Here is a 22,273-nt window from a genome sequence, read left to right as displayed (position 1 = left end):
CCAAATTCCAGCCTAATCCTAGTCAGCTTGCTTACGCAGGAACGCTGGGATGTCCAGATAATCCGGTTCTTTCTGGGTTTGCGGTGTATTGTCATTAACCACTTTCGCGGCCGGTTTTTGCTCCTGCGTCAGCGGGGTCATACCGTGCTGCGGGTAGCGATCCATAACTGGCGGCTGAGTCTGTTTGTTAGTGACAAGCGTGATCTCAGGGCGCTTGTCCATGCCGATGCCAGTTGCAACAACGGTAACGCGCAGTTCGTCGTTCATCTCTGGATCCAGAGAGGTACCGATAACCACGGTCGCGTTGTCGGAAGCGAACGCACGAATGGTGTTACCCACCGTTTCGAACTCATCCAGACGCAGGTCGAAGCCGGCGGTGATGTTAACCAGCACGCCGCGCGCACCAGAGAGGTCGATATCTTCCAGCAGCGGAGAGGAGATCGCCATTTCAGCGGCTTCTTCAGCACGGTCTTCACCGCTTGCCACGCCGGAGCCCATCATCGCGTAGCCCATTTCGGACATCACGGTGCGAACGTCTGCAAAGTCGACGTTCATCAGACCCGGACGGGTAATCAGCTCAGCGATACCCTGAACGGCGCCTTTCAGCACGTCGTTCGCAGCACCGAAGGCATCCAGCAGGGAGATACCGCGACCCAGCACTTTCAGCAGCTTGTCGTTCGGGATAGTAATCAGCGAGTCCACATGTTTGGACAGCTCAGTAATACCCTGCTCCGCAAACGCCATACGTTTTTTGCCTTCAAAGTTGAAAGGCTTAGTGACGACAGCAACGGTCAGAATACCTAAATCTTTTGCAACTTCAGCCACCACTGGCGCAGCACCCGTGCCGGTACCACCACCCATGCCAGCTGCGATGAACACCATGTCTGCACCATCCAGCGCAGCACGCAGTGCTTCACGGTCTTCTTCGGCAGCGTTACGGCCGACTTCCGGGTTAGCCCCAGCGCCCAGACCTTTCGTGATGCCGCCACCGATCTGAATTGTCTGGCCGACAGCCGTCTTTCGCAGGGCCTGAGCATCGGTGTTAACTGCAAAGAATTCCACGCCTTCGATGCGTTCACGCACCATGTGCTCTACGGCGTTACCGCCGCCGCCACCGACGCCGATGACTTTAATCACCGCGTCGTTGGTTAATTCCATAGGTTCAAACATAGTTTCTCTCTCCGTTGTGCCTGTCGCCCGAAACCGTTAATTCTCTCCGGTCTCTTAAAAAAATTAAAACTCTTTTCGTAGCCAGGTGTTGATTCGTTTGATCCACGACCCCACCGACGCACGTTTTTCCACTTCTGCTTCACCGCTGAGATGGGTTTCCTTCCCGTAGTGAAGCAGGCCCACGGCCGTAGAGTAATAGGGCTCCTGGGCATAATCTGTCAGACCGGTGATATTCAGCGGGGCACCGATACGCACCTGCGTATGGAACACGCGCTGTGCGCAGGCCGCAAGACCTTCAATTTGCGCCGCACCGCCGGTTAATACAATCCCCGCCGCAAGATGATGTTTCACTCCCTGCTGGCGAAGTTGTTCCTGTAATTGCAAAATCTCTTCGTTAACAAGGTTCAGCAGCTCGGTGTAACGCGGCTCAATAACCTCTGCCAGAGTCTGACGCTGCAGACTGCGAGGAGGACGTCCCCCTACGCTTGGCACTTCAACGCTCTCGTCTTTACCGACGATAGAGCCGAGCGCACAGCCATGGCGCACTTTAATCGCCTCTGCATCGCTCGGTGGCGTGCCGAAGGCGTAAGCGATATCGCTGGTTACCACGTTACCCGCATACGGGATCACTTTGGTATGACGCAACGCTCCACCGGTATACACCGCCATGTCCATTGTACCACCGCCAATATCCACGACACAGACGCCCAGTTCACGTTCGTCTTCAGTCAACACCGAATAACTGGCTGCCAGACCGGCGAAAATAAGTTGGTCAACTTTGAGGCCACAACGTTCAACGGCTTTGACGATGTTCTTCGCCATATCGTTGTGACATGTGATCAAGTGCACTTTTGCCTGCATACGTACGCCTGAAAGCCCGACCGGATTTTTAATGCCTTCCTGATAGTCGATGGCATATTCCTGCGGGATCACATGCAGGACGCGATGCTCATCACGCACGCGCACGGATTTCGCCGTATGGACCACGTTCTCAACGTCTTCCTGTGTCACTTCTTCTTCTGAAATCGGCACCATACCGATTTCATTCTGGCAGCTGATATGCTTGCCAGAGAGCGCCAGATACACAGAGGAAATCTGGCAGTCTGCCATTAATTCTGCCTGATCGATGGCGCGCTGTACGCACTTCACCACCGACTCGAGGTCGTTTACCCCACCTTTATCCATACCACGAGACGGGCAACTGCCTACGCCAATGATATTGACCATACCGTCGGGCAGAACTTCCCCTACTAAAGCGGCTACCTTCGCGGTGCCTATCTCCAGTCCAACTACCAGTTTTCTGTCCGTCGCCTTGATCATTGTTGTTCTGCCTGTACCTGTGCCTGATTTTGTTGCTGCCTGGTTTCCTCATCCGGCGCCGGGATCCACCCCACCGACGCGCCTGAGTCATAGCGCAAATCAACGTAGCTTATCCGTTTGCCATCGGCCTGCGCCTGTTGTTGCAGAACCGGATAGAGTTCTACAAATCGCGCCAGACGCTTCATGGTGTCGCCGCGGCCAAGGTTAAGCTTGATGTCATTCGTCAGCGTTAACTGCCATGAACGTCGCGCTGTCATCGCCGCATTCTTTAACGTAAACCGATCCTTAGCCAACACCTGCCCCATGTTACGAAAACCTTCCAGGACCTCATTTTCGCTGCCTTCCGGCCCATATAACATGGGTAAATTTTGCTTGCTGACGCGATCGGCAGGGACGCTGAAGGAATTTCCGTCTGCGTCAACCATATGCTGATCATTCCACCGCGCAATGGGCACAAATTCAACCAGATGAATCTTCAATTCATCGGGCCACTGCTTGCGTACGCTTGCCTGTTTTATCCACGGCAGACGTTCAATCTGGCTCTGGATGATGTTGACGTCCTGAGTCATAAAGGTTCCCGGCGATCCCAACGCCAGGATTGACTGGCGTATATCATCGTTACGGGTGTAATGACGATCGCCGGTCACCACCAGTTTCGACAGGGGTAACCGCTGCGCATCTTCCATCCAGCCCAGCACCATCCAGCCGCTGACAAACACGGTACATAGCACGGCAAGCAGGAAGATAATCCCTGCAAGACGCGTTCCATTATTGCGACGAGACGAATACTCTTCCTCTTCGTCACGATTTCGCGTGTTCAGCGCAGCCTGAGACATATCAGCGCGCCTGATCCAGAATACGTACAACAAGCTGGGAGAAACTCATGCCCGCCTGACGCGCCGCCATGGGCACCAGGCTGTGGCTGGTCATTCCTGGAGAGGTGTTCGCCTCCAGCAGATAAAACTGCCCATCACTGTCCTGCATCACATCAATACGACCCCAACCGCGACAACCTAAAACAGTCCATGCTTTAAGGACCAGAGACTGTAACTGCGCTTCATCCTTCTCTTTCAGACCTGCAGGGCAGAAATATTGCGACTCATCAGAGAGATACTTCGCCTCATAATCATAGAAGGTTCCGGCTGGTTGGATACGAATCGACGGTAAAATTTCTTCACCAAGCATGGCGACGGTAAATTCCGGCCCGCTGAGCCATTTTTCAATCAGAACTTCTTCATCATGTTGAAATGCCAGCGCTAATGCCGAAGATATATCGCCTGCATTGTCCACTTTAGACATGCCAACGCTGGAGCCTTCGCGGCTGGGCTTAACAATAACCGGCAAACCCAGCGCGGCAATTCGCGAAATAACGCTGTCTGGCAGGCCTAATTCAAATTCGCGGCGCGTAACAGCAACCCATGGCGCGACCGGTAAGCCCGCACCCTGCCACAACAATTTGCTGCGCAACTTATCCATAGAAATGGCCGACGCCATGACGCCACTGCCGGTATAGGGCAAGCCAATCAAATCCAGTAACCCCTGCAGGGTGCCATCTTCACCGCCACGACCGTGGAGGGCGATGAAAACCTTATCAAATCCCATCTCTTTCAGGCGCGTGACATCCGTCTCCTTTGGATCGACCGGGTGCGCATCAATGCCACCTTCGCGAAGACCCGCCAGTACTGCTGCGCCAGAGTTCAGAGAAACGTCGCGTTCAGCGGAAGTCCCGCCAAGCAGGACGGCGATCTTATCAGCCATGGCGTTCTTCCTCCGAATTTTGCGGCTTCAGTTTGATTTCAGCTAAGTTACGGGCGATCTTGCCGATATTTCCCGCACCCTGAACCAGAATCAAATCATTACCGGTCAGCACGGGGGCGAGCATCGCCGCTACCTGTGCGTGGTCGGGGACCAGAATCGGGTCAATCTTACCGCGCCCACGAATGGTACGACACAGCGAACGGCTGTCCGCGCCCGGAATTGCCGCTTCACCCGCAGAGTAAACATCCAGCATCAGCAGGGCATCCACCTGTGACAGGACGTTAGCGAAGTCATCATAGAGATCGCGGGTACGGGTATAGCGATGAGGCTGGAATACCATCACCAGATTTTTATCTGGCCAGCCGGCACGCGCCGCCTTAATGGTGGCATCCACTTCCGTAGGGTGATGACCATAGTCATCTACCAGCATAGCGGTACCGGTTTTGCCGTTAACCTCTGCCAGCGGGAACTCCCCAAGGAAATCAAAACGACGGCCAGTGCCCTGGAAGCTCTCCAGCGCGCGCAAAATTGCCTCGTCTTCAATGCCCTCTTCCGTTGCTACGGCAACCGCCGCCGCGGCGTTTAGCGCGTTGTGGCGACCCGGCGCGTTCAGCGTGACCTGCACCAGCTCTTTATCCTGGCGGGCCAGTGTAAAGTGCCCCTGAGCACCAATCTGCTGATAGTTCTCAACGCGCACATCGGCATCTTCACTGAAGCCGTAAGTAGTTATCTGACGCCCCACTCGCGGCAGCAGCTCGCGGATGACCGGATCGTCCACGCACATTACTGCACGTCCATAAAACGGCAGATTGTGCAAAAAGTTGATGAATGTTTGCTTTAAATTTTCGAAATCGCCCTGGTAAGTATCCATATGGTCGGCTTCGATGTTGGTAACAATCGCCACCATCGGTTGTAAATGCAGGAATGACGCATCACTTTCATCTGCTTCAGCAATCAGGTAACGGCTGTGACCCAGGCGTGCATGCACGCCTGCCGCTTTCACCAGCCCGCCGTTCACGAACGTTGGATCGAGACCCGCTTCGGCATAAATACTGGAGACCATCGCCGTCGTCGTGGTCTTACCGTGAGTTCCGGCAACAGCGATGCCGTGACGGAAACGCATCAACTCAGCCAGCATTTCGGCGCGGCGGATTACCGGGATACGCGCTTCGTGCGCAGCCACAATCTCCGGGTTATCGGCAGAAATCGCGCTGGATACCACCACCACGCTCGCGTCACTGACGTTTTCCGGGCGATGGTTGAAATAGATTGTTGCGCCAAGCGACGCCAACTGTTGCGTAACAGGGTTCGGCGCCAGATCAGAACCGCTGATCTGGTAACCTTCATTCGCCAGCACTTCGGCAATACCGCCCATACCGGCGCCGCCGATGCCAACGAAGTGAATGTGCCGGACGCGACGCATCTCGGGCACGATTGAACGCAGTTTCGCCAGTTGTTGTGTATTCATTCTCTAAACGCCATCGACTACTTAAAATTCGTGCAGCGCAACACGCGCTGCGAGGGTTAAGCCTGGGCTGCCAGGCTCACTTCTTTTGCTACCCGCTCGGTGGCATCCGGGATCGCGGCCGCGCGTGCGTGCTGCGCCATCTCCAGTAATGTCTCCCGGTTCCAGCCCGCCAGGGTGGTGGCGACCGCATCTGCGGTAAATTGCGGCTGTTCAAAGATTTTTGCGGCGCCGGCTTTCTCAAGTGGCAACGCATTCCAGTACTGCTGACGATCTTTGTGCTGGAACGGCACAAACAGCGCTGGCAAACCGGCGGCAGCGATTTCGCTTACCGTCAATGCACCAGAGCGGCAAACTACCACATCGGCCCAGGCGTAAGCGGCGGCCATGTCGTCGATAAATTCGGTGACCTTATGCTGCGGCTGACCGGCCTCTGCATAAGCTTGCTCAACGGTCTGCTGAGCGCCTTTACCGCTTTGATGCCAAATTGTCACAGCCTCACCCAGCTTCGCGGCCACCTGCGGCATCGTCTGGTTCAACACGCGCGCGCCCTGCGAGCCTCCGACGACCAGCACCCGCACCGGCCCTTCACGCCCGGTGAGTCGCGCCTGGGGTAGCGGCAGCGCCAGCACATCAACGCGCACCGGGTTACCCACGACATCGGCTTTCGGAAACGCCCCCGGGAAAGCCTGCATCACTTTGCTGGCAATTTTCGCCAGCCATTTATTAGTGAGGCCCGCGATACCGTTCTGCTCATGCAGCACAACGGGGATACCCAACGACCATGCCGCCAGGCCACCCGGGCCAGAGACATAACCGCCCATGCCCAGCACCACGTCCGGCTTAAAGCGTTTCATGATGGCGCGCGCCTGACGCCAGGCATTGAAAATGCGTACCGGTGCGAGCAGCAGAGCTTTCAGTCCCTTGCCGCGAAGACCGGAAATACGAATAAAGTCGATCTCGATACCGTGTTTCGGCACCAGATCGGCTTCCATGCGGTCTGCGGTTCCTAGCCAGCGTACTTGCCAGCCCTGATCCATCAAATGGTGCGCAACCGCCAGCCCCGGAAAGACATGTCCGCCGGTACCGCCTGCCATCACCATTAACCGCTTCGGTTGATTCATCGTGAACCTCGTGTAAACGCCTGGGCATTCTCCAGACGCGTTTCATAATCTATACGTAGCAAAAACATAATGGCGGTCGACATAATCAACAGACTCGAGCCACCATAACTGATCAACGGCAACGTCAGCCCCTTTGTGGGCAGCATGCCGGCCGCCGCGCCGACGTTCACCAGAGCCTGGAAACTGAACCAGATCCCGATCGAGCACGCCAGAAAGCCCGAGAAGCGATGGTCAATCACCAGCGCTTTTCGGCCAATCGACATGGCGCGGAAAGCGACGAAGAATACCATTAAAAGTGCTAATACCACACCGATATAACCCAGTTCTTCCCCAATGATAGAGAAGATGAAGTCGGTATGTGCCTCCGGTAAATACTCAAGTTTTTGGACGGAATTCCCCAGCCCCTGCCCCCAGAATTCACCCCGTCCAAACGCCATCAATGACTGGGTGAGCTGATAACCGCTGCCGAAGGGATCTTCCCACGGATTCCAGAACGAGGTTACGCGGCGGATACGGTAGGGTTCAGCCAGAATCAACAGCACGACGGCAGAGATGCCCATCCCGATAATGGCGATGAACTGCCACAATTTGGCGCCAGCGAGAAACAGCATGGCCAGCGTGGTGACAAACAGCACGACCACGGTACCCAGGTCAGGCTGCGCAAGCAGTAATACCGCCAGCACCAGAATCACGCCCATCGGTTTTAAAAAGCCGCGCAGGTTGTTACGCACCTCATCGACTTTACGCACCAGGTAGTTGGCCAGATAGCAGAAGAGCGACAGTTTGGTAAACTCCGCAGGCTGAATTCGCAGCGGGCCAAAGGCAATCCAGCGCGATGCCCCGTTAACAGAACTGCCCACCACCAGAACAATCAGCAGCATGACGATAGAGGCGATAAGCATTGCGGTGCTGTGCCGCTGCCAGAACTCCATCGGCAGACGCAGTGTCACCATCGCCAGACAGAATGCGAGAATAATGTACAAACCATCACGCTTGGCAAACAGGAAAGGATCGTTCGCCAGACGCTGCCCCACGGGCATCGAGGCGGAGGTCACCATAATAAAGCCAATAGCGGCCAGCCCCAGCGTAAGCCAGAGCAGCACACGGTCATACATGATAAGGCTATCGGAATCTTTATCCCGTGAGCCCATGACCCAGCCTTTCAGCGCCGCGAAGATCCACGCCAGGATACCGAATCCCGGCAGGCGCGGCAGGCGAAAGCGAGGGAAAGATAAACGCATCAGCCTAACTCCTGCGCCAGGCGGGTGAAGAGATCGCCACGCTGTTCAAAGTTTTTAAACTGATCAAGGCTGGCGCAGGCAGGAGAGAGCAACACCATATCGCCCGGCTTCAGCGTGGGGGCGAGCAGGCGCATCGCCTGTTCCATGGTTTCTGTCTGCTGTGCGACCTCCGGACGTAATGCCGCCAGCTCTGCGCCATCCCGGCCGAAGCAGTAAAGGCGCACGTTGTCGCCCTTCAGATACGGTTTCAGAGAAGAGAAGTCAGCCGATTTGCCATCACCGCCAAGCAACAGATGCAGCGTACCCTCTACGTGCAGGCCATTCAGCGCCGCCTCGGTGCTACCCACGTTGGTGGCTTTGGAGTCGTTGATCCAGCGCACGCCGTTGTGTTCCAGCGCCAGCTGGAATCGGTGAGCAAGACCGGTAAAGGTGGTGAGGGCTTTCAGGCTGGACGCACGCGGTAACCCGGCGGCATCCGCCAGCGCCAGCGCCGCCAGCGCATTGGTGTAGTTATGCTGCCCGGTAAGCTTCATCTCTTTTACGTTCAGCACTTTTTCACCCTGCACGCGCAGCCAGGTTTCGCCCTGCTGACGATTCAGATGATAGTCACCCATGTTGATACCAAAGCTGATGCAGCGCTCATCGGCGCCGCGAACCGGCATTGTCAGCGCATCATCGGCGTTAACCACACAAACTTCTGCATTCTCGTAAACCCGCAGTTTGGCTGCACGGTATTGCTGCAGACCAAACGGGTAACGGTCCATATGATCTTCGGTTACGTTGAGGATCGTGGCGGCCACGGCCTTCAGGCTGGAGGTGGTTTCCAGCTGGAAGCTGGAAAGCTCCAGAACATACAACTCGCGTCCCTGATCGAGCAGCATTAAGGCGGGCAATCCAATGTTTCCGCCGACACCGACGCTCACGCCTGCCGCTTTTGCCATCTCACCCACGAGGGTCGTGACGGTGCTTTTACCGTTAGAGCCGGTAATGGCGACGATTGGCGCCTGTGCTTCACGGCAGAACAGTTCAATATCACCCACAATTTCAACGCCCGCATCGGCTGCGGCGCTTAACGAAGGGTGCGCCAGCGCCATACCGGGGCTGGCAACGATCAGATCGGCTGCCAGCAGCCAGTCATCATTAAGACCACCAAGGTGGCGTTCAACCTGTTCCGGCAGTGTGTCCAGCCCAGGCGGAGAGATACGCGTATCCATTACGCGCGGCGTGACGCCGCGCGCAAGGAAAAAGTCCACGCAGGAGAGCCCGGTAAGGCCCAGCCCGATGATAACGACTTTTTTACCCTGGTAATCTGCCATGATTAACGTACCTTCAGCGTTGCCAGGCCAATCAGCACCAGCATCAGCGAAATAATCCAGAAGCGCACAATCACGCGCGGCTCCGGCCAGCCTTTCAATTCATAGTGATGGTGAATCGGCGCCATACGGAAGATGCGCTGACCGCGCAGCTTGAAGGAGCCCACCTGCAAAATCACTGACAGGGTTTCAACCACGAACACCCCTCCCATGATCACCAGCAAGAACTCCTGACGCAGCAGCACGGCGATAATGCCCAGTGCACCACCCAGCGCCAGCGAACCGACGTCACCCATAAAGACCTGCGCCGGATAGGTGTTGAACCACAAGAATCCGAGCCCCGCGCCCACAATCGCCGTACAGACAATCACCAGCTCGCCGGCATGACGCAGATAAGGAATGTGCAGGTAGTTCGCGAAGTTCATATTCCCGGTTGCCCACGCCACCAGCGCAAACCCGCCAGCCACGAAGACAGTCGGCATAATAGCCAGGCCGTCCAGACCATCGGTCAGGTTCACCGCATTACCGGTACCCACAATGACGAAGTAAGCCAGCAGGATGTAGAAGATCCCCAGCTGTGGCATCACATCCTTGAAGAACGGCACCACCAGCTCGGTGGCCGGGGTATCTTTGCCGGCCAGGTAGAGCGCGAATGCCACGCCCAGCGCAATCACCGACATCCAGAAGTATTTCCAGCGGGCTATCAGCCCTTTGGTATCTTTGCGTACCACTTTGCGGTAATCATCGACAAAACCAATAATCCCGTAGCCCACCAGCACAACCAGCACACACCAGACATAGGGGTTAGACGGGTAGGCCCACAACAGCACGGAAACGACGATCGCCGTCAGAATCATGATGCCGCCCATGGTTGGCGTACCACGTTTGCTGAAGTGTGATTCCGGACCATCGTTACGGACAACCTGGCCGAAAGAGAGCTTTTGCAGATGGGCAATCATGCGCGGGCCCATCCATAAAGAGATGAACAACGCAGTCAGCAGGCTGACAATGGCGCGAAACGTCAGATAAGAAAAGACGTTAAAGCCTGAATAATATTTGACCAAATGTTCGGCCAGCCAAACTAACATGTCCCATTCTCCTGTAATACGCGCACAACGTCTTCCATGGCTGCGCTACGTGAACCTTTCACCAAAACGGTGATGATTTGTTTTTCCTGAATCAACGCCTTCAGGCGGGTGATCAGGGCGGCTTTGTCAGCAAAGTGCTCACCTGCGCCGCTTGCCTCACTAAGTGTCTGGCTTAATGCTCCGGTGCTTAACACGCGATCAATACCTGAAGCTTTCGCTGCTTCCCCCACCTGGCGGTGACACGCTACGCTTTCATCACCCAGCTCTGCCATGTCACCGACCACCAGCACGCGGTAGCCCGGCATTTCGGACAGCACCTGAACCGCAGCGGTCATCGACCCGACGTTGGCGTTATAGGAGTCGTCCAGCAGCAGTTTGTTTTCACCCAGTGGGACCGGGAACAGACGACCTGGTACCGCGGTCAAATTTGCCAGTCCGGTTTTGATAGCGCTCAGGGGAGCACCGACCGCCATGGCCAGCGCCGTCGCGGCCAGCGCGTTGGCGATGTTATGGCGCCCCGGCAACGGCAGCAGAACGTCCGTGCTGCCGGTTGGCGTTTGTAAGGTGAACTCTGTACCGTGCGAGGTCACATGGATATTGGTTGCCGTAAAGTCGCTGTTGGCAGCATTCGGTGAAAATCGCCAGGTTTTGCGATCGCCAATCACGCTCTTCCAGTTCAACTGGTCGTTATTATCGGCGTTCATGATGGCGATACCGTTCTGCGGCAGACCGGTATAGATTTCGCCCTTCGCTTTCGCCACGCCTTCGAGCGAGCCAAACCCTTCGAGGTGAGCGGCCGCCAGATTATTGACTAACGCCGCCTCCGGTTTAGTCAGGCTGACGGTCCAGGCGATTTCTCCCTGGTGGTTAGCGCCAAGCTCAATCACGGCATACTCATGCTCTGGCGTCAGACGCAGCAGAGTCATCGGCACACCGATGTCATTATTCAGGTTCCCGGCAGTGTAGAGGGTGTTACCGCATTGGCTCAAAATGGCCGCGGTCATCTCTTTAACCGAAGTTTTACCGGATGAACCGGTCAGCGCCACGATCCGCGTAGGGACCTGTTGGCGCACCCATGCCGCCAGTTCACCAAACGCCTGGCGGGTATCTTTCACCACCACCTGGGGCAAATCGACATTCAGCTTACGACTCACTAACAGTGCGCCAGCGCCGGCCTCTTTGGCTTGATCGGCAAAATCATGAGCGTCAAAACGCTCGCCCTTCAGCGCCACAAACAGGCACCCTGGGGTGATTTTACGGGTGTCCGTTGTTACCGCATCACAGGTCAGATCCTGTCCCTGCAGTTCACCGTGCAAAATGCCGGCGAGTTGGCTTAGCGATACGCTAATCATGCTACGACCCCCAGCAGACGCGCTGCGGTCACGCGATCGGAGTAGTCCAGACGGTTGGTCCCCACGATCTGATAATCTTCGTGCCCTTTACCCGCCAACAAGACCACGTCGTTTTCACCGGCCTGCATAATGGCGTTAGTGACCGCTTCGGCGCGCCCTTCAACAACGCGAGCACGTCCGGCGTCCAGCATCCCGGCCAGGATATCGTTAATGATGGCGCGCGGCTCTTCGGTACGTGGGTTGTCATCCGTCACGACCGGAATGTCTGCAAACTCTTCCGCGATGGCGCCCATCAACGGACGTTTGCCTTTATCACGATCGCCGCCACAGCCAAACACGCACCAGAGTTTGCCGGCACAGTGCAGACGAGCTGCCTGCAGCGCCTTCTCCAGTGCGTCCGGAGTGTGGGCATAATCAACCACTACGGTCGGTTTACCCGGTGCGCTAAAGACTTCCATGCGGCCACATACCGGCTGCAGGCGAGCTGAGGTTTTCAGCAGTTCTGCGAGTGGGTAACCCAGTGCCAGCAGCGTTGCCAGCGCCAGTAGCAGATTGCTAACGTTAAACGCCCCCATCAGACGGCTTTCAATTTCGCCTTCGCCCCAGGAGGAGACGAAACGGATGGTTGCACCGCTGTCGTGGTAGTTCACTTCCGTGGCTTTTAGCCAGCGGCCATGACAGTTCGGGTTGATATGGTCTTCCATCGACACGGCAACGGCGTCCGGCAGCTTAGCCAGCCAGCGGCGGCCGACTTCATCGTCGGCATTAATGATCGCCTGACCGCAGTGGTGAGTGGAATAGAGCAGCCATTTCGCGGCCTCGTAATTTTCCATATCACCGTGATAATCGAGGTGATCGCGGCTCAGGTTGGTGAACACCGAGGCGGCAAACTTCAGCGCCGCCACACGATGTTGAACCAGCCCGTGAGAAGAGACTTCCATCGCAGCGAAGGTTGCCCCCTGCCCTGCCAGACCCGCCAGCACGTGCTGGACGTCAACCGCAGAGCCGGTGGTGTTTTCTGTCGGGATCACTTTGCCCAGCAAACCATTGCCTACGGTGCCCATCACCGCACCGGTCTCGCCCAGCAATTGCGCCCACTGCGCCATAAGCTGCGTGGTGGTGGTTTTGCCGTTCGTACCGGTTACGCCAATAAGACGCAGTTGTTCAGACGGTTCATGATAAAAACGCCCTGCCAGTGCAGAGAGACGCTCATTCAGCTGGCTGAGAAAGATTACCGGCACGCCGTGCATTTCACGGATTTCACCGTCGGTCGCCTCATCTTTTGCCTCAGCAATAATGGCAGCTACACCTTGCGCAATCGCCTGCGGGATATACCGACGCCCGTCCGCCTGATGACCGACCACCGCTACAAAGAGATCGCCCGATGCAGCCACACGGCTGTCGAGTACCATCTCCCGCAGTGCTCGCTCCGGTGCGTTTGGCACCCATGGAGCAAGAAGGTCGCGCAAATTACGATCTGCCACCTGTTCCCTCACCTTGATTAATTACAAATTCACTTTTCTCGCCCGTTGCCAGCGCATCCGGTTCGATGTTCATGGTACGTAAAACGCCGCCCATGATGGCACCAAACACCGGCGCGGAAACGGCGCCACCGTAGTATTTACCCGCCTGTGGATCGTTAATTACTACCACCAGCGCAAAACGCGGATTGCTTGCAGGCGCTACACCTGCGGTATAGGCAATGTATTTATTAATGTAGCGACCGTCCGGCCCTACTTTTTTCGCTGTACCGGTCTTAATCGCGATACGATAGCCTTTAATTGCGGCTTTGACCCCGCCGCCGCCTGGCAGCGCCACGCTCTCCATCATATGCACAACCGTACGTACGATAGACTCCGGAAAGACACGCTCGCCGGAGACCGGGGGATCAACTTTGGTAATCGACAGCGGACGATAGATGCCATAGCTGCCAATCGTTGCGTAGACTCGCGCTAACTGTAACGGGGTTACCATTAGCCCGTAGCCGAAAGAGAAGGTGGCCCTCTCTATGTCAGACCACCGTTGTTTTTGAGGATATAAGCCACTGCGTTCTCCGACCAACCCCAAATTGGTCGCCTTTCCTAGCCCAAAACGTGAGTAAGTTTCTACTAACGCTGAGGACGGCATCGCTAACGCCAGCTTAGAAACACCGACGTTACTCGACTTCTGCAGAACCCCGGTCAGGGTCAATTCGCTGTAGCGCGCCACGTCTTTGATTTCGTGGCCGTTAATTCGATAAGGAACCGTGTTCAGCACCGTATTTTCATTGACGATACCGCGTTGCAGGGCGGTCATGACGACCATAGGCTTCACGGTTGAACCCGGTTCAAACACGTCGGTAATGGACCGGTTACGCATTGCGTCTTTGGCGGTACCGGCGAAATTGTTCGGGTTATAGGAAGGACTGCTGGCCATCGCCAGCACTTCGCCGGTGCTGACGTCGACCAGCACAGCGCTACCTGATTCAGCTTTGTTGAAAGCGACGGCGTTATTCAGCTCACGGTAAACCAGCGCCTGCAGACGCTCATCGATGCTAAGGGCGAGGTTGTGTGCCGCCTGGCTATCGGTAGAGGAGATATCTTCAATGACGCGGCCATAGCGGTCTTTACGCACGATACGCTCGCCAGGCTGGCCGGTGAGCCATTTATCGAAACTCTTCTCGACGCCTTCAATACCCTGGCTATCCACATTGGTAAAGCCGATGAGGTGAGCGGTGACTTCCCCTGACGGATAGTAACGGCGTGACTCTTCACGCAGATGGATCCCCGGCAGTTTCAGCTTTTTAATGTAATCAGCCATATCAGGATTGACCTGGCGCGCCAGATAGATGAATCGCCCTTTCGGGTTGGCATTCACCCGCGCGGCGAGCTGATCCAGCGGCATTTTGAGCGCGTCAGAGAGGGCTTTCCAGCGGTTATCCAGAGAGATCCCGCCGGCGTCATGCAGCTCCTTCGGATCGGCCCAGATCGCTTTTACCGGCACGCTGACGGCCAGCGGACGACCAGAACGATCGGTGATCAACCCTCGTGATGTCGAGACCTCTTGTACGCGAAGGGAGCGCATGTCCCCCTGACGTACCAGCATGTCCGGTGCGATGATCTGTAGCCACGCCACTCGTCCCAGCAGAAAGCCCAGCGCCAGTAAGATACAGCCGCATAACAACGCAAAACGCCAGCTGATAAAGCTGGCCTGTTCTTCCTGACGTTTTGGTTTTAGCGCTTTTGCCGCTGCTCTCATGCGTCGCGTTTTCCCTTATTTTTGTACTACGATATTTTCCTGAGAAGGATCAACATGCTGCATCTGCAGCTTTTCCGTTGCGATCCGTTCAACCCGGCTATGATCGCCGAGCGCATTTTCTTCAAGAATCAAATTTCGCCACTCAATGTCCAGCGCATCACGTTCCAGTACCAGCTGTTCACGTTGCGCCGTTAACAAACGGGTGTGGTGTGCGGTGGTGACCACCGTTACGGCCGTTACGATAATGCAGATGAACAGGCAGAGTGGCAGTTTCCCAAATCGCAAAAGATCGTCACCGATCACGCCAGGCAAGGCATGGCGCTCGTTGCTTCCTAACGATCCCGTCACTTTGCTGAGGGTCTCTGTCACTCTGCTGATCATGCGTTCGTCCTTTCTGCAATGCGCAGTACTGAACTACGGGCACGTGGATTTTCAGCCACTTCTTCTTCGCCCGGCATTAACTTGCCTAGTGCACGCAACTGACGGCCGCCAAGTTTCCTGAGTTGCTCTTCAGTCATCGGTAACCCTGCCGGAACCTGCGGACCGCGGCTCTGTTCGCGCATAAAACGCTTCACAATGCGGTCTTCCAGCGAATGGAAACTGATGATTGATAGCCGCCCTCCCGGGGCCAGCACGCCGAGCGAGCTTTTTAGCGCCTGCTCTATCTCTTCCAGTTCACTGTTTACCCAGATGCGCACCGCCTGGAATGTACGGGTCGCGGGGTGTTTGTATTTATCCTTCACCGGCATCGCCGCTGCGATAACTTCCGCAAGCTCTTTGGTACGGGTCATCGGCTCAATACGGTTACGCTCAACGATGGCGCGGGCAATGCGCTTACCAAAACGTTCTTCACCAAAGGTTTTGATCACCCAGGCGATATCCGCCTCTTCGGCCGTCAGCAACCATTCGGCGGCAGACTGTCCGCGCGTAGGATCCATACGCATGTCCAGCGGGCCATCGCGCATAAAGGAGAAGCCGCGCTCTGCGTCATCAAGCTGTGGTGAAGAGACGCCAAGATCGAGAAGAATACCGTCGATCTTACCGGTCAGATCGCGTTCAGCGACATAGTCAGCCAACGCAGAGAAAGGGCCATGTACGATGGAAAAGCGCGGATCATCGATGGTCTTCGCCACGGCAATAGCCTGCGGATCGCGATCGATTGCCAGTAAGCGACCTTCTGCTCCCAGTTGGGAGAGAATCAGACGCGAGTGACCGCCGCGACCAAATGTCCCATCAATATAAATGCCGTCAGGACGAATATTCAGGCCGTTTACGGCCTCGTCCAACAGCACCGTCGTATGTTTATAATTTTCCATCATTTTTATAGAGACAAATCCTGCAATCGATCCGTTAACATCGCGGAATCGGACTGCTCAGCGTCGATATCATCCTTGACCTGTTGATACCAGGTCGTTTCGTCCCACAGTTCAAACTTGTTGAACTGTCCGACCAGCATCACTTCTTTCGTCAGACCAGCATGTTGCCGCAGTACCGGGGCGATCAATAATCGGCCCGCACTGTCCATCTGACATTCACTCGCATGCCCCAACAACAAACGCTGCACGCGGCGTTCCTGTGGATTCATGCTCGACAGTCGAGACAGCTTTTGCTCAATGATTTCCCATTCAGGCAAGGGGTAAAGCAGCAGGCAGGAGTGGTTGATGTCAATGGTGCACACCATTTGACCAGAAGCGCTCTCATTCAGCTCATCACGATATCGGGTTGGTACCGATAAACGCCCTTTGCTGTCGAGATTGACTAACGTCGCTCCACGGAACATGCCAGCCTCACCCCCTCAATACCACTTTAACCCACAAAATCCCACCCGAAGGAGTTTACGGAGCGAGGGAAAACCTTGTCAAGCCAGGACTTCCGCCATACCAGACTAAATACGCCAAGTTTACGGACGTAACCTGACCCGGCTAATAACTGAACAACCGGCGAGGCAAATTAACGTTATGAATATTTGTAAGAAAAAATCGAATAAACATAGTGGCGTTAAAGATCACTTCTCTCATCGCAAGGAAATATAAAGTGTCAGTTTGCGACGCGGGCAGCATTTTAAGACATATTGCAGGGGGATAACAGCACCAGTTACACGGCTATGTGTCGCAGCCTGCCGCGGTACTGCGCCGGGGAGGTTCGGATGGGAAAAAATGGCTGATAATTCAGCACCGCGCTTCAGGAATGTTACAAAATAATACAACCTGGTAAACGAATAACATTGAAATAAGCAGGAAACTGACAAATTTAAATGTTCGAGTAATTGAAGAAGGGGGCTGGCCCTTTTTTAAAGAATTATCCTAAAAAAAATATGGCCATTATTTTTAGAGTATTAAAGCAAAATAACAGGGCAGCCCACCTGCCCTGTCAGGCTATTACACGCGGCTGAGTACACCACGGCGATAAAGATTACGCCGAATACGGGTTAATCCCGGTTTAGGTTTGCGCGGCTCATCCAGGCTTGCCAGCACGATTTCCAGTACTCGTTCCGCCACATCGCGGTGGCGCTGGGCAACGGCCAGTACCGGGCACTGCAGGAAATCGAGCAGTTCATTATCCCCAAAGGTGGCGATAGCCAGATCCGAGGGTAATTTGCCTTCACGACGCAGCGTCACGTCCATCACCCCCTGCAACAGGGCAAAAGAGGTGGTAAAGAGCGCCTGCGGCATCTCGTGCGTCTCTAGCCACTTCTCAAAAAGCTGCGCAGAGGCTTCACGTTCATAGCTATTGGCATAGAGGAACTCCACTTTGCGCGGATCGTCTTTCCATGCGGTCCGGAAGCCCTGTTCACGCAGGTAGCTGACGGATAGCTCTGGCAACGCGCCCAGATAGAGGACTTTCTCTGCCGGGAAGGTACGCAGCTCTGCCGCCAGCATTTCGGCGTCGTCCTGATCCGCTCCCACAACGCTGGTGAAATGTTCGCGATCCAGCGCACGATCCAGAGCGACAATCGGCAGCGGATCGTTAGCCCAACGCTGATAAAAAGGGTGCTCCGGTGGCAGGGAGGTTGAAACAATGATCGCATCAACCTGACGCTGCAGCAGATGATCGATACAGCGCATTTCGTTATCAGGCTGATCTTCCGAGCAGGCGATAAGCAGCTGATAGCCACGCTGGCGCGCCTGACGTTCCAGATAATTTGCAATACGGGTGTAGCTGGTGTTTTCCAGATCCGGAATGACCAGACCTATTGAACGGGTGCGTCCGGCGCGTAAACCCGCCGCTACGGCATTCGGATGGTAGTTATGTTCACGAACCACTGCCATGACTTTCTCAACGGTCTTATCGCTCACACGATATTGCTTCGCTTTACCGTTAATCACATAGCTTGCCGTAGTTCGTGACACGCCGGCGAGCCGGGCGATTTCATCCAGTTTCACAATTGCCCCTCAAAAAAAATAAAAGAGTCCATGACCTCAACAGGGTTATGGCTAAATCTTTTAACATCTAAGCGCAGAAAAGAGTGTGCGGCAACCGCTTTTGTCTGCACAAAGGTGCAGGCCACAAAAAAAAGCCCGGTTATGAAGGCCGGGCATGTTCGAGAGAGGCTCGTTGAGACTTAGCGCATCACTTTATCGCCGCGGGATAACCCTACGACGCCAGAGCGAGCCACTTCAACGATTTTTGCCACATCTCTTACCGAAGCGAGGAAAGCATCAAGCTTGTCGCTGGTACCAGCAAGCTGCACGGTATAAATAGACGGAGTAACATCAATGATCTGGCCGCGGAAAATCTCCGCGTTACGTTTCACCTCTTCACGCCCGTAACCGGTGGCCTGAACTTTTACCAGCATGATTTCCCGTTCAACATGGGCTCCCTGCCCCAGCTCGCTCACGCGCAGTACATCCACCAGCTTATGCAGTTGCTTTTCGATCTGCTCCAGCACTTTGGCATCGCCTACGGTCTGAATGGTCATCCGCGAGAGGGTAGGATCGTCGGTGGGCGCCACGGTAAGGCTTTCAATATTGTAGCCGCGCTGTGCGAAAAGCCCGATGACTCTCGATAAGGCCCCAGACTCGTTTTCCAGTAAGACAGATAATATCCGGCGCATATCAGGTTCTCTCCGTTTTGCTTAACCACATTTCATCCATTCCGCCTCCGCGAATGTGCATCGGATAGACGTGTTCAGTGCCGTCTACGATCACATCGACAAACACCAGGCGATTGTTTTTCACCTGTTCAAGCGCTTGCGCGAGCTTCGCTTCCAGCTCTGCCGGGTCGGAAACCCGGATCCCAACGTGGCCATAGGCTTCTGCCAGACGAACGAAATCAGGCAGTGACTTCATATATGAATGAGAGTGGCGGCCCGAGTAGATCATGTCCTGCCACTGCTTCACCATCCCCAGATAGCCATTGTTAAGGTTTAACACCAGCACCGGAAGGTCATATTGCAGCGCCGTGGAGAGCTCCTGAATATTCATCTGGATACTGCCATCACCCGTCACGCAAACGACGGTTTCCGCTGGCAGCGCCATCTTCACACCCAGCGCGGCGGGCAGGCCAAAGCCCATGGTTCCCAGACCGCCAGAGTTAATCCAGCGGCGAGGTTTATCAAACGGATAGTAGAGTGCCGCAAACATCTGGTGCTGACCCACGTCTGAGGTGACATAAGCATCACCGTTTGTCAGACGCCAGATCGTTTCGATTACCGCCTGCGGTTTGATGTGCTCGCTTTGCGTGTCGTATTTCAGACACTGACGCGTACGCCACTGTTCGATCTGCAGCCACCAGTCACGTATGTCGTCGAGCGGCTGCGTGGTTGTCTCCTGCGGCAGTAGCTCCAGCATCTGCAGCAGCACCTGGCGCGCATCGCCCACAATCGGAACGTCCGCCGCGACGGTTTTAGAGATCGAGGTGGGATCGATATCGATATGCAGTACGGTCGCGTTCGGACAATATTTCGCGAGGTTATTGGTGGTGCGATCATCAAAGCGAACCCCGACGGCGAAAATCACATCGGAGTTGTGCATCGTCATGTTGGCTTCATAGGTGCCGTGCATGCCAAGCATCCCCAACGCCTGACGATGGGTGGCCGGAAATGCCCCTAATCCCATCAGTGAAGAGGCTACCGGCAGGTTGAGCTTTTCAATCAGCTCACGCAACGGCTCTTCACAATGGGCATTAATGGCCCCGCCACCGACATAGACAACCGGTTTTTTCGCCGCCAGCAGCGTTTGCAGGGCGCGCTTAATCTGCCCTTTGTGTCCCTGGGTTGTCGGATTATAAGAGCGCATACTGACCGAATCAGGCCAGACGTACGGCAGCTTATTCGCCGGGTTGAGGATATCTTTTGGCAGATCCACCACGACCGGGCCAGGACGGCCGCTGGCCGCCAGCCAGAATGCCTTTTTCAGCACGCCCGGAATGTCTTCCGTCTGTTTCACCAGGAAGCTGTGCTTGACCACCGGCCGGGAGATCCCAACCATGTCACACTCCTGAAAGGCATCATAACCTATCAGCGATGTCGCGACCTGGCCGGAGAGGATCACCAGCGGGATAGAGTCCATATAGGCGGTGGCAATCCCGGTAATGGCATTGGTTGCCCCAGGGCCAGAAGTGACAAGCACCACGCCCACTTCGCCGGTCGCGCGCGCCAGTCCATCAGCCATATGCACCGCCGCCTGCTCGTGGCGCACCAGCACGTGGTCAATACCGCCAACGGTATGTAGTGCATCGTAAATATCGAGGACTGCGCCCCCAGGATAACCGAACACTTGCTTCACGCCCTGATCGATTAACGACCGGACGACCATTTCGGCGCCAGACAACATCTCCATGCTTTGCCTCCAGGCATCACGTTACAGACGGACAGCAGAGATCATTTCTGCTCCATCTTTATTGACCAGGGTGACCCCAGTCATTTTTATTGTGCAGAGTGACAGTTAACATAACCGCTTGCCCTCAGGCAGGCAATTCGCGCTCCCCCGAAGGGGATAGCCTAAGAAAGTAGAATCAAGGGGTATAAGGTTGAGTTATGGATAAATATACTGCCAGCAGGAAATGCACCGACCAATAATCACATAAACTGGAAGCGTCACAGAAATTCATCCATTTTTGTGACAAAGAAGGCGAGGTAAAAAAATGGCTGACAGTATAAAATTTCATAACGATTAAAAAATGCAGGATAAACAACAAATATGGTGCTTATCCTGTGATGTTTTAGCGGTGACAGACATTCACTAATAACTCTTCCATCCACTGATGACCTTTATCGCGCCCCGCCGCTTCATGCCAGGAGAGATAACAGGTCCGCGTATTCAACTGCAGAGGCAACGCCTGAATACGTAAGCTCAGCGGTTCGGCAAATTTCTCAGCCAGCCAGCGCGGAGCGATAGCGACCAGATGTGTTTGCGACACAATATTTAATACACTAACCATTGCCATGCCCTGATAAGCAACGCTGGCTTGTTTATCCGGCGTGTCATACCACGGCTGACTGAAGGAGGCATATCTGTCCAGGGCAACAACGGCGTGCTGCTCATTATAAATATCGCTTTCATGCAGCGTGCCATGCAGACGCGGATGTTTTTTACTGGATACCAGAACCATTTCATCTTTGAATAAAGGCACGCAGGAGAATTCCGGACGACGAAACTCTTCATAACCAATAACAAACTCCGTCTCCTGATAACGCAGCTGATGTTCTGTGTTTTGATTGAGAGAGGACTTGAAGACAAGTTGAATATTGGGGGCGATCTCACCCACTTTATTATAAATAATCGAGGTTAAATAATTATCCAGCGGGCTGCATACACAGAGATGGAAAATACGTTCGCTAACTAACGGCTCAAAACCGGAACCCGGTAGTTCATTTTGCACCAGTTGCAGCGCTTGTCGCACCGAAGCAAATAGCTGGTACGCACGGGCGGTGGGCTGAATCCCTCTGCCGTACCTTACAAATAATTCATCATTAAACATGACTTTAAGTCTTGCAACCGCATTACTTACTGCCGGTTGCGACATCCCCAGGGCATGTGCCGCCCGGGTAATATTTTGCTCCTGCATTACCGCATCAAAGACGGTAAGCAGATTAAGATCCACGGTACGCAACTGAGGTTTAGTATTCTCATTCTGCGGTGCTTTTTCACTATTTTCGTCACACATATCCATCTTCACTGTCATGCTAAGCTCCTTTTACTTGTGCGCAATAATAAGCTGACAAAATATGATTTATCACGCATATAAAACAAGCAAAAGAGAAA

Annotated in this window: 19 protein-coding genes; all 19 read right to left on the bottom strand. The window is 54.8% G+C overall.

The features are described from left to right. Window positions 1-18: 18 nt before the first annotated feature. Window positions 19-1,170, bottom strand: a complete 1,152-nt coding sequence (gene ftsZ, locus JZ655_RS03350) for a cell division protein FtsZ (protein WP_207292998.1) — start codon at window positions 1,168-1,170, stop codon at window positions 19-21. A 63-nt stretch (window positions 1,171-1,233) separates the two neighbouring features. Continuing rightward, complete coding sequence (ftsA, locus tag JZ655_RS03345) at window positions 1,234-2,490, bottom strand: cell division protein FtsA (protein ID WP_046884982.1); 1,257 nt, start codon at window positions 2,488-2,490, stop codon at window positions 1,234-1,236. After that, window positions 2,487-3,326, bottom strand: a complete 840-nt coding sequence (gene ftsQ / locus JZ655_RS03340; protein WP_046884983.1) for a cell division protein FtsQ — start codon at window positions 3,324-3,326, stop codon at window positions 2,487-2,489. Before ftsQ ends, ftsA begins: the two co-directional genes overlap by 4 nt. A gap of 1 nt (window position 3,327) precedes the next feature. Then, complete coding sequence (locus tag JZ655_RS03335; protein ID WP_207292997.1) at window positions 3,328-4,248, bottom strand: D-alanine--D-alanine ligase; 921 nt, start codon at window positions 4,246-4,248, stop codon at window positions 3,328-3,330. After that, window positions 4,241-5,716, bottom strand: coding sequence for a UDP-N-acetylmuramate--L-alanine ligase (murC, locus tag JZ655_RS03330; RefSeq protein WP_040077168.1), 1,476 nt, complete (start codon window positions 5,714-5,716; stop codon window positions 4,241-4,243). The genes JZ655_RS03335 and murC overlap by 8 nt, the downstream gene beginning before the upstream one ends. Window positions 5,717-5,772: 56 nt before the next feature. Further along, window positions 5,773-6,837, bottom strand: a complete 1,065-nt coding sequence (murG, locus tag JZ655_RS03325) for an undecaprenyldiphospho-muramoylpentapeptide beta-N-acetylglucosaminyltransferase (protein ID WP_207292996.1) — start codon at window positions 6,835-6,837, stop codon at window positions 5,773-5,775. Next, the gene (ftsW, locus tag JZ655_RS03320; RefSeq protein ID WP_207292995.1) at window positions 6,834-8,078 is read right to left on the bottom strand and encodes a cell division protein FtsW; all 1,245 of its coding nucleotides are present in this window, start codon (window positions 8,076-8,078) and stop codon (window positions 6,834-6,836) included. The genes murG and ftsW overlap by 4 nt, the downstream gene beginning before the upstream one ends. Next, window positions 8,078-9,394 carry a UDP-N-acetylmuramoyl-L-alanine--D-glutamate ligase gene (murD, locus tag JZ655_RS03315; protein WP_207292994.1) on the bottom strand — a complete coding sequence of 439 codons (1,317 nt, stop codon included), beginning with the start codon at window positions 9,392-9,394 and terminating at the stop codon, window positions 8,078-8,080. Before murD ends, ftsW begins: the two co-directional genes overlap by 1 nt. Window positions 9,395-9,396: 2 nt before the next feature. Then, window positions 9,397-10,479, bottom strand: a complete 1,083-nt coding sequence (gene mraY / locus JZ655_RS03310) for a phospho-N-acetylmuramoyl-pentapeptide-transferase (protein ID WP_040077172.1) — start codon at window positions 10,477-10,479, stop codon at window positions 9,397-9,399. Further along, the gene (gene murF, locus JZ655_RS03305; RefSeq protein ID WP_207292993.1) at window positions 10,473-11,831 is read right to left on the bottom strand and encodes a UDP-N-acetylmuramoyl-tripeptide--D-alanyl-D-alanine ligase; all 1,359 of its coding nucleotides are present in this window, start codon (window positions 11,829-11,831) and stop codon (window positions 10,473-10,475) included. The genes mraY and murF overlap by 7 nt, the downstream gene beginning before the upstream one ends. Continuing rightward, the gene (murE, locus tag JZ655_RS03300) at window positions 11,828-13,315 is read right to left on the bottom strand and encodes a UDP-N-acetylmuramoyl-L-alanyl-D-glutamate--2,6-diaminopimelate ligase (RefSeq protein WP_046884989.1); all 1,488 of its coding nucleotides are present in this window, start codon (window positions 13,313-13,315) and stop codon (window positions 11,828-11,830) included. Before murE ends, murF begins: the two co-directional genes overlap by 4 nt. Further along, window positions 13,302-15,068, bottom strand: a complete 1,767-nt coding sequence (locus JZ655_RS03295) for a peptidoglycan glycosyltransferase FtsI (RefSeq protein ID WP_207292992.1) — start codon at window positions 15,066-15,068, stop codon at window positions 13,302-13,304. The genes murE and JZ655_RS03295 overlap by 14 nt, the downstream gene beginning before the upstream one ends. Window positions 15,069-15,083: 15 nt before the next feature. Next, window positions 15,084-15,449, bottom strand: a complete 366-nt coding sequence (ftsL, locus tag JZ655_RS03290; protein WP_040077176.1) for a cell division protein FtsL — start codon at window positions 15,447-15,449, stop codon at window positions 15,084-15,086. Next, a complete protein-coding gene (gene rsmH / locus JZ655_RS03285; RefSeq protein WP_040077177.1) occupies window positions 15,446-16,387 on the bottom strand; it encodes a 16S rRNA (cytosine(1402)-N(4))-methyltransferase RsmH in 942 nt (313 codons plus the stop codon). Before rsmH ends, ftsL begins: the two co-directional genes overlap by 4 nt. A gap of 2 nt (window positions 16,388-16,389) precedes the next feature. Next, window positions 16,390-16,848, bottom strand: coding sequence for a division/cell wall cluster transcriptional repressor MraZ (mraZ, locus tag JZ655_RS03280; protein WP_040077178.1), 459 nt, complete (start codon window positions 16,846-16,848; stop codon window positions 16,390-16,392). Between the two features lie 598 nt (window positions 16,849-17,446). Then, window positions 17,447-18,451: a catabolite repressor/activator gene (cra, locus tag JZ655_RS03275; protein WP_040077179.1), complete on the bottom strand. Its 1,005-nt coding sequence runs from the start codon at window positions 18,449-18,451 to the stop codon at window positions 17,447-17,449. A 179-nt stretch (window positions 18,452-18,630) separates the two neighbouring features. Beyond that, window positions 18,631-19,122: an acetolactate synthase small subunit gene (gene ilvN / locus JZ655_RS03270; protein WP_040077180.1), complete on the bottom strand. Its 492-nt coding sequence runs from the start codon at window positions 19,120-19,122 to the stop codon at window positions 18,631-18,633. 1 nt (window position 19,123) lies between these two features. Further along, a complete protein-coding gene (ilvI, locus tag JZ655_RS03265) occupies window positions 19,124-20,848 on the bottom strand; it encodes an acetolactate synthase 3 large subunit (RefSeq protein ID WP_046884990.1) in 1,725 nt (574 codons plus the stop codon). Between the two features lie 382 nt (window positions 20,849-21,230). Then, window positions 21,231-22,193, bottom strand: a complete 963-nt coding sequence (gene leuO, locus JZ655_RS03260; protein ID WP_046884991.1) for a transcriptional regulator LeuO — start codon at window positions 22,191-22,193, stop codon at window positions 21,231-21,233. Window positions 22,194-22,273 lie beyond the last annotated feature (80 nt).

The sequence above is a fragment of the Leclercia pneumoniae genome, from assembly GCF_017348915.1.
Lineage (GTDB): Bacteria > Pseudomonadota > Gammaproteobacteria > Enterobacterales > Enterobacteriaceae > Enterobacter > Enterobacter pneumoniae.
Note: the sequence above shows the minus strand (reverse complement) of the source record. Positions and strands in the feature narration are given on the sequence as shown.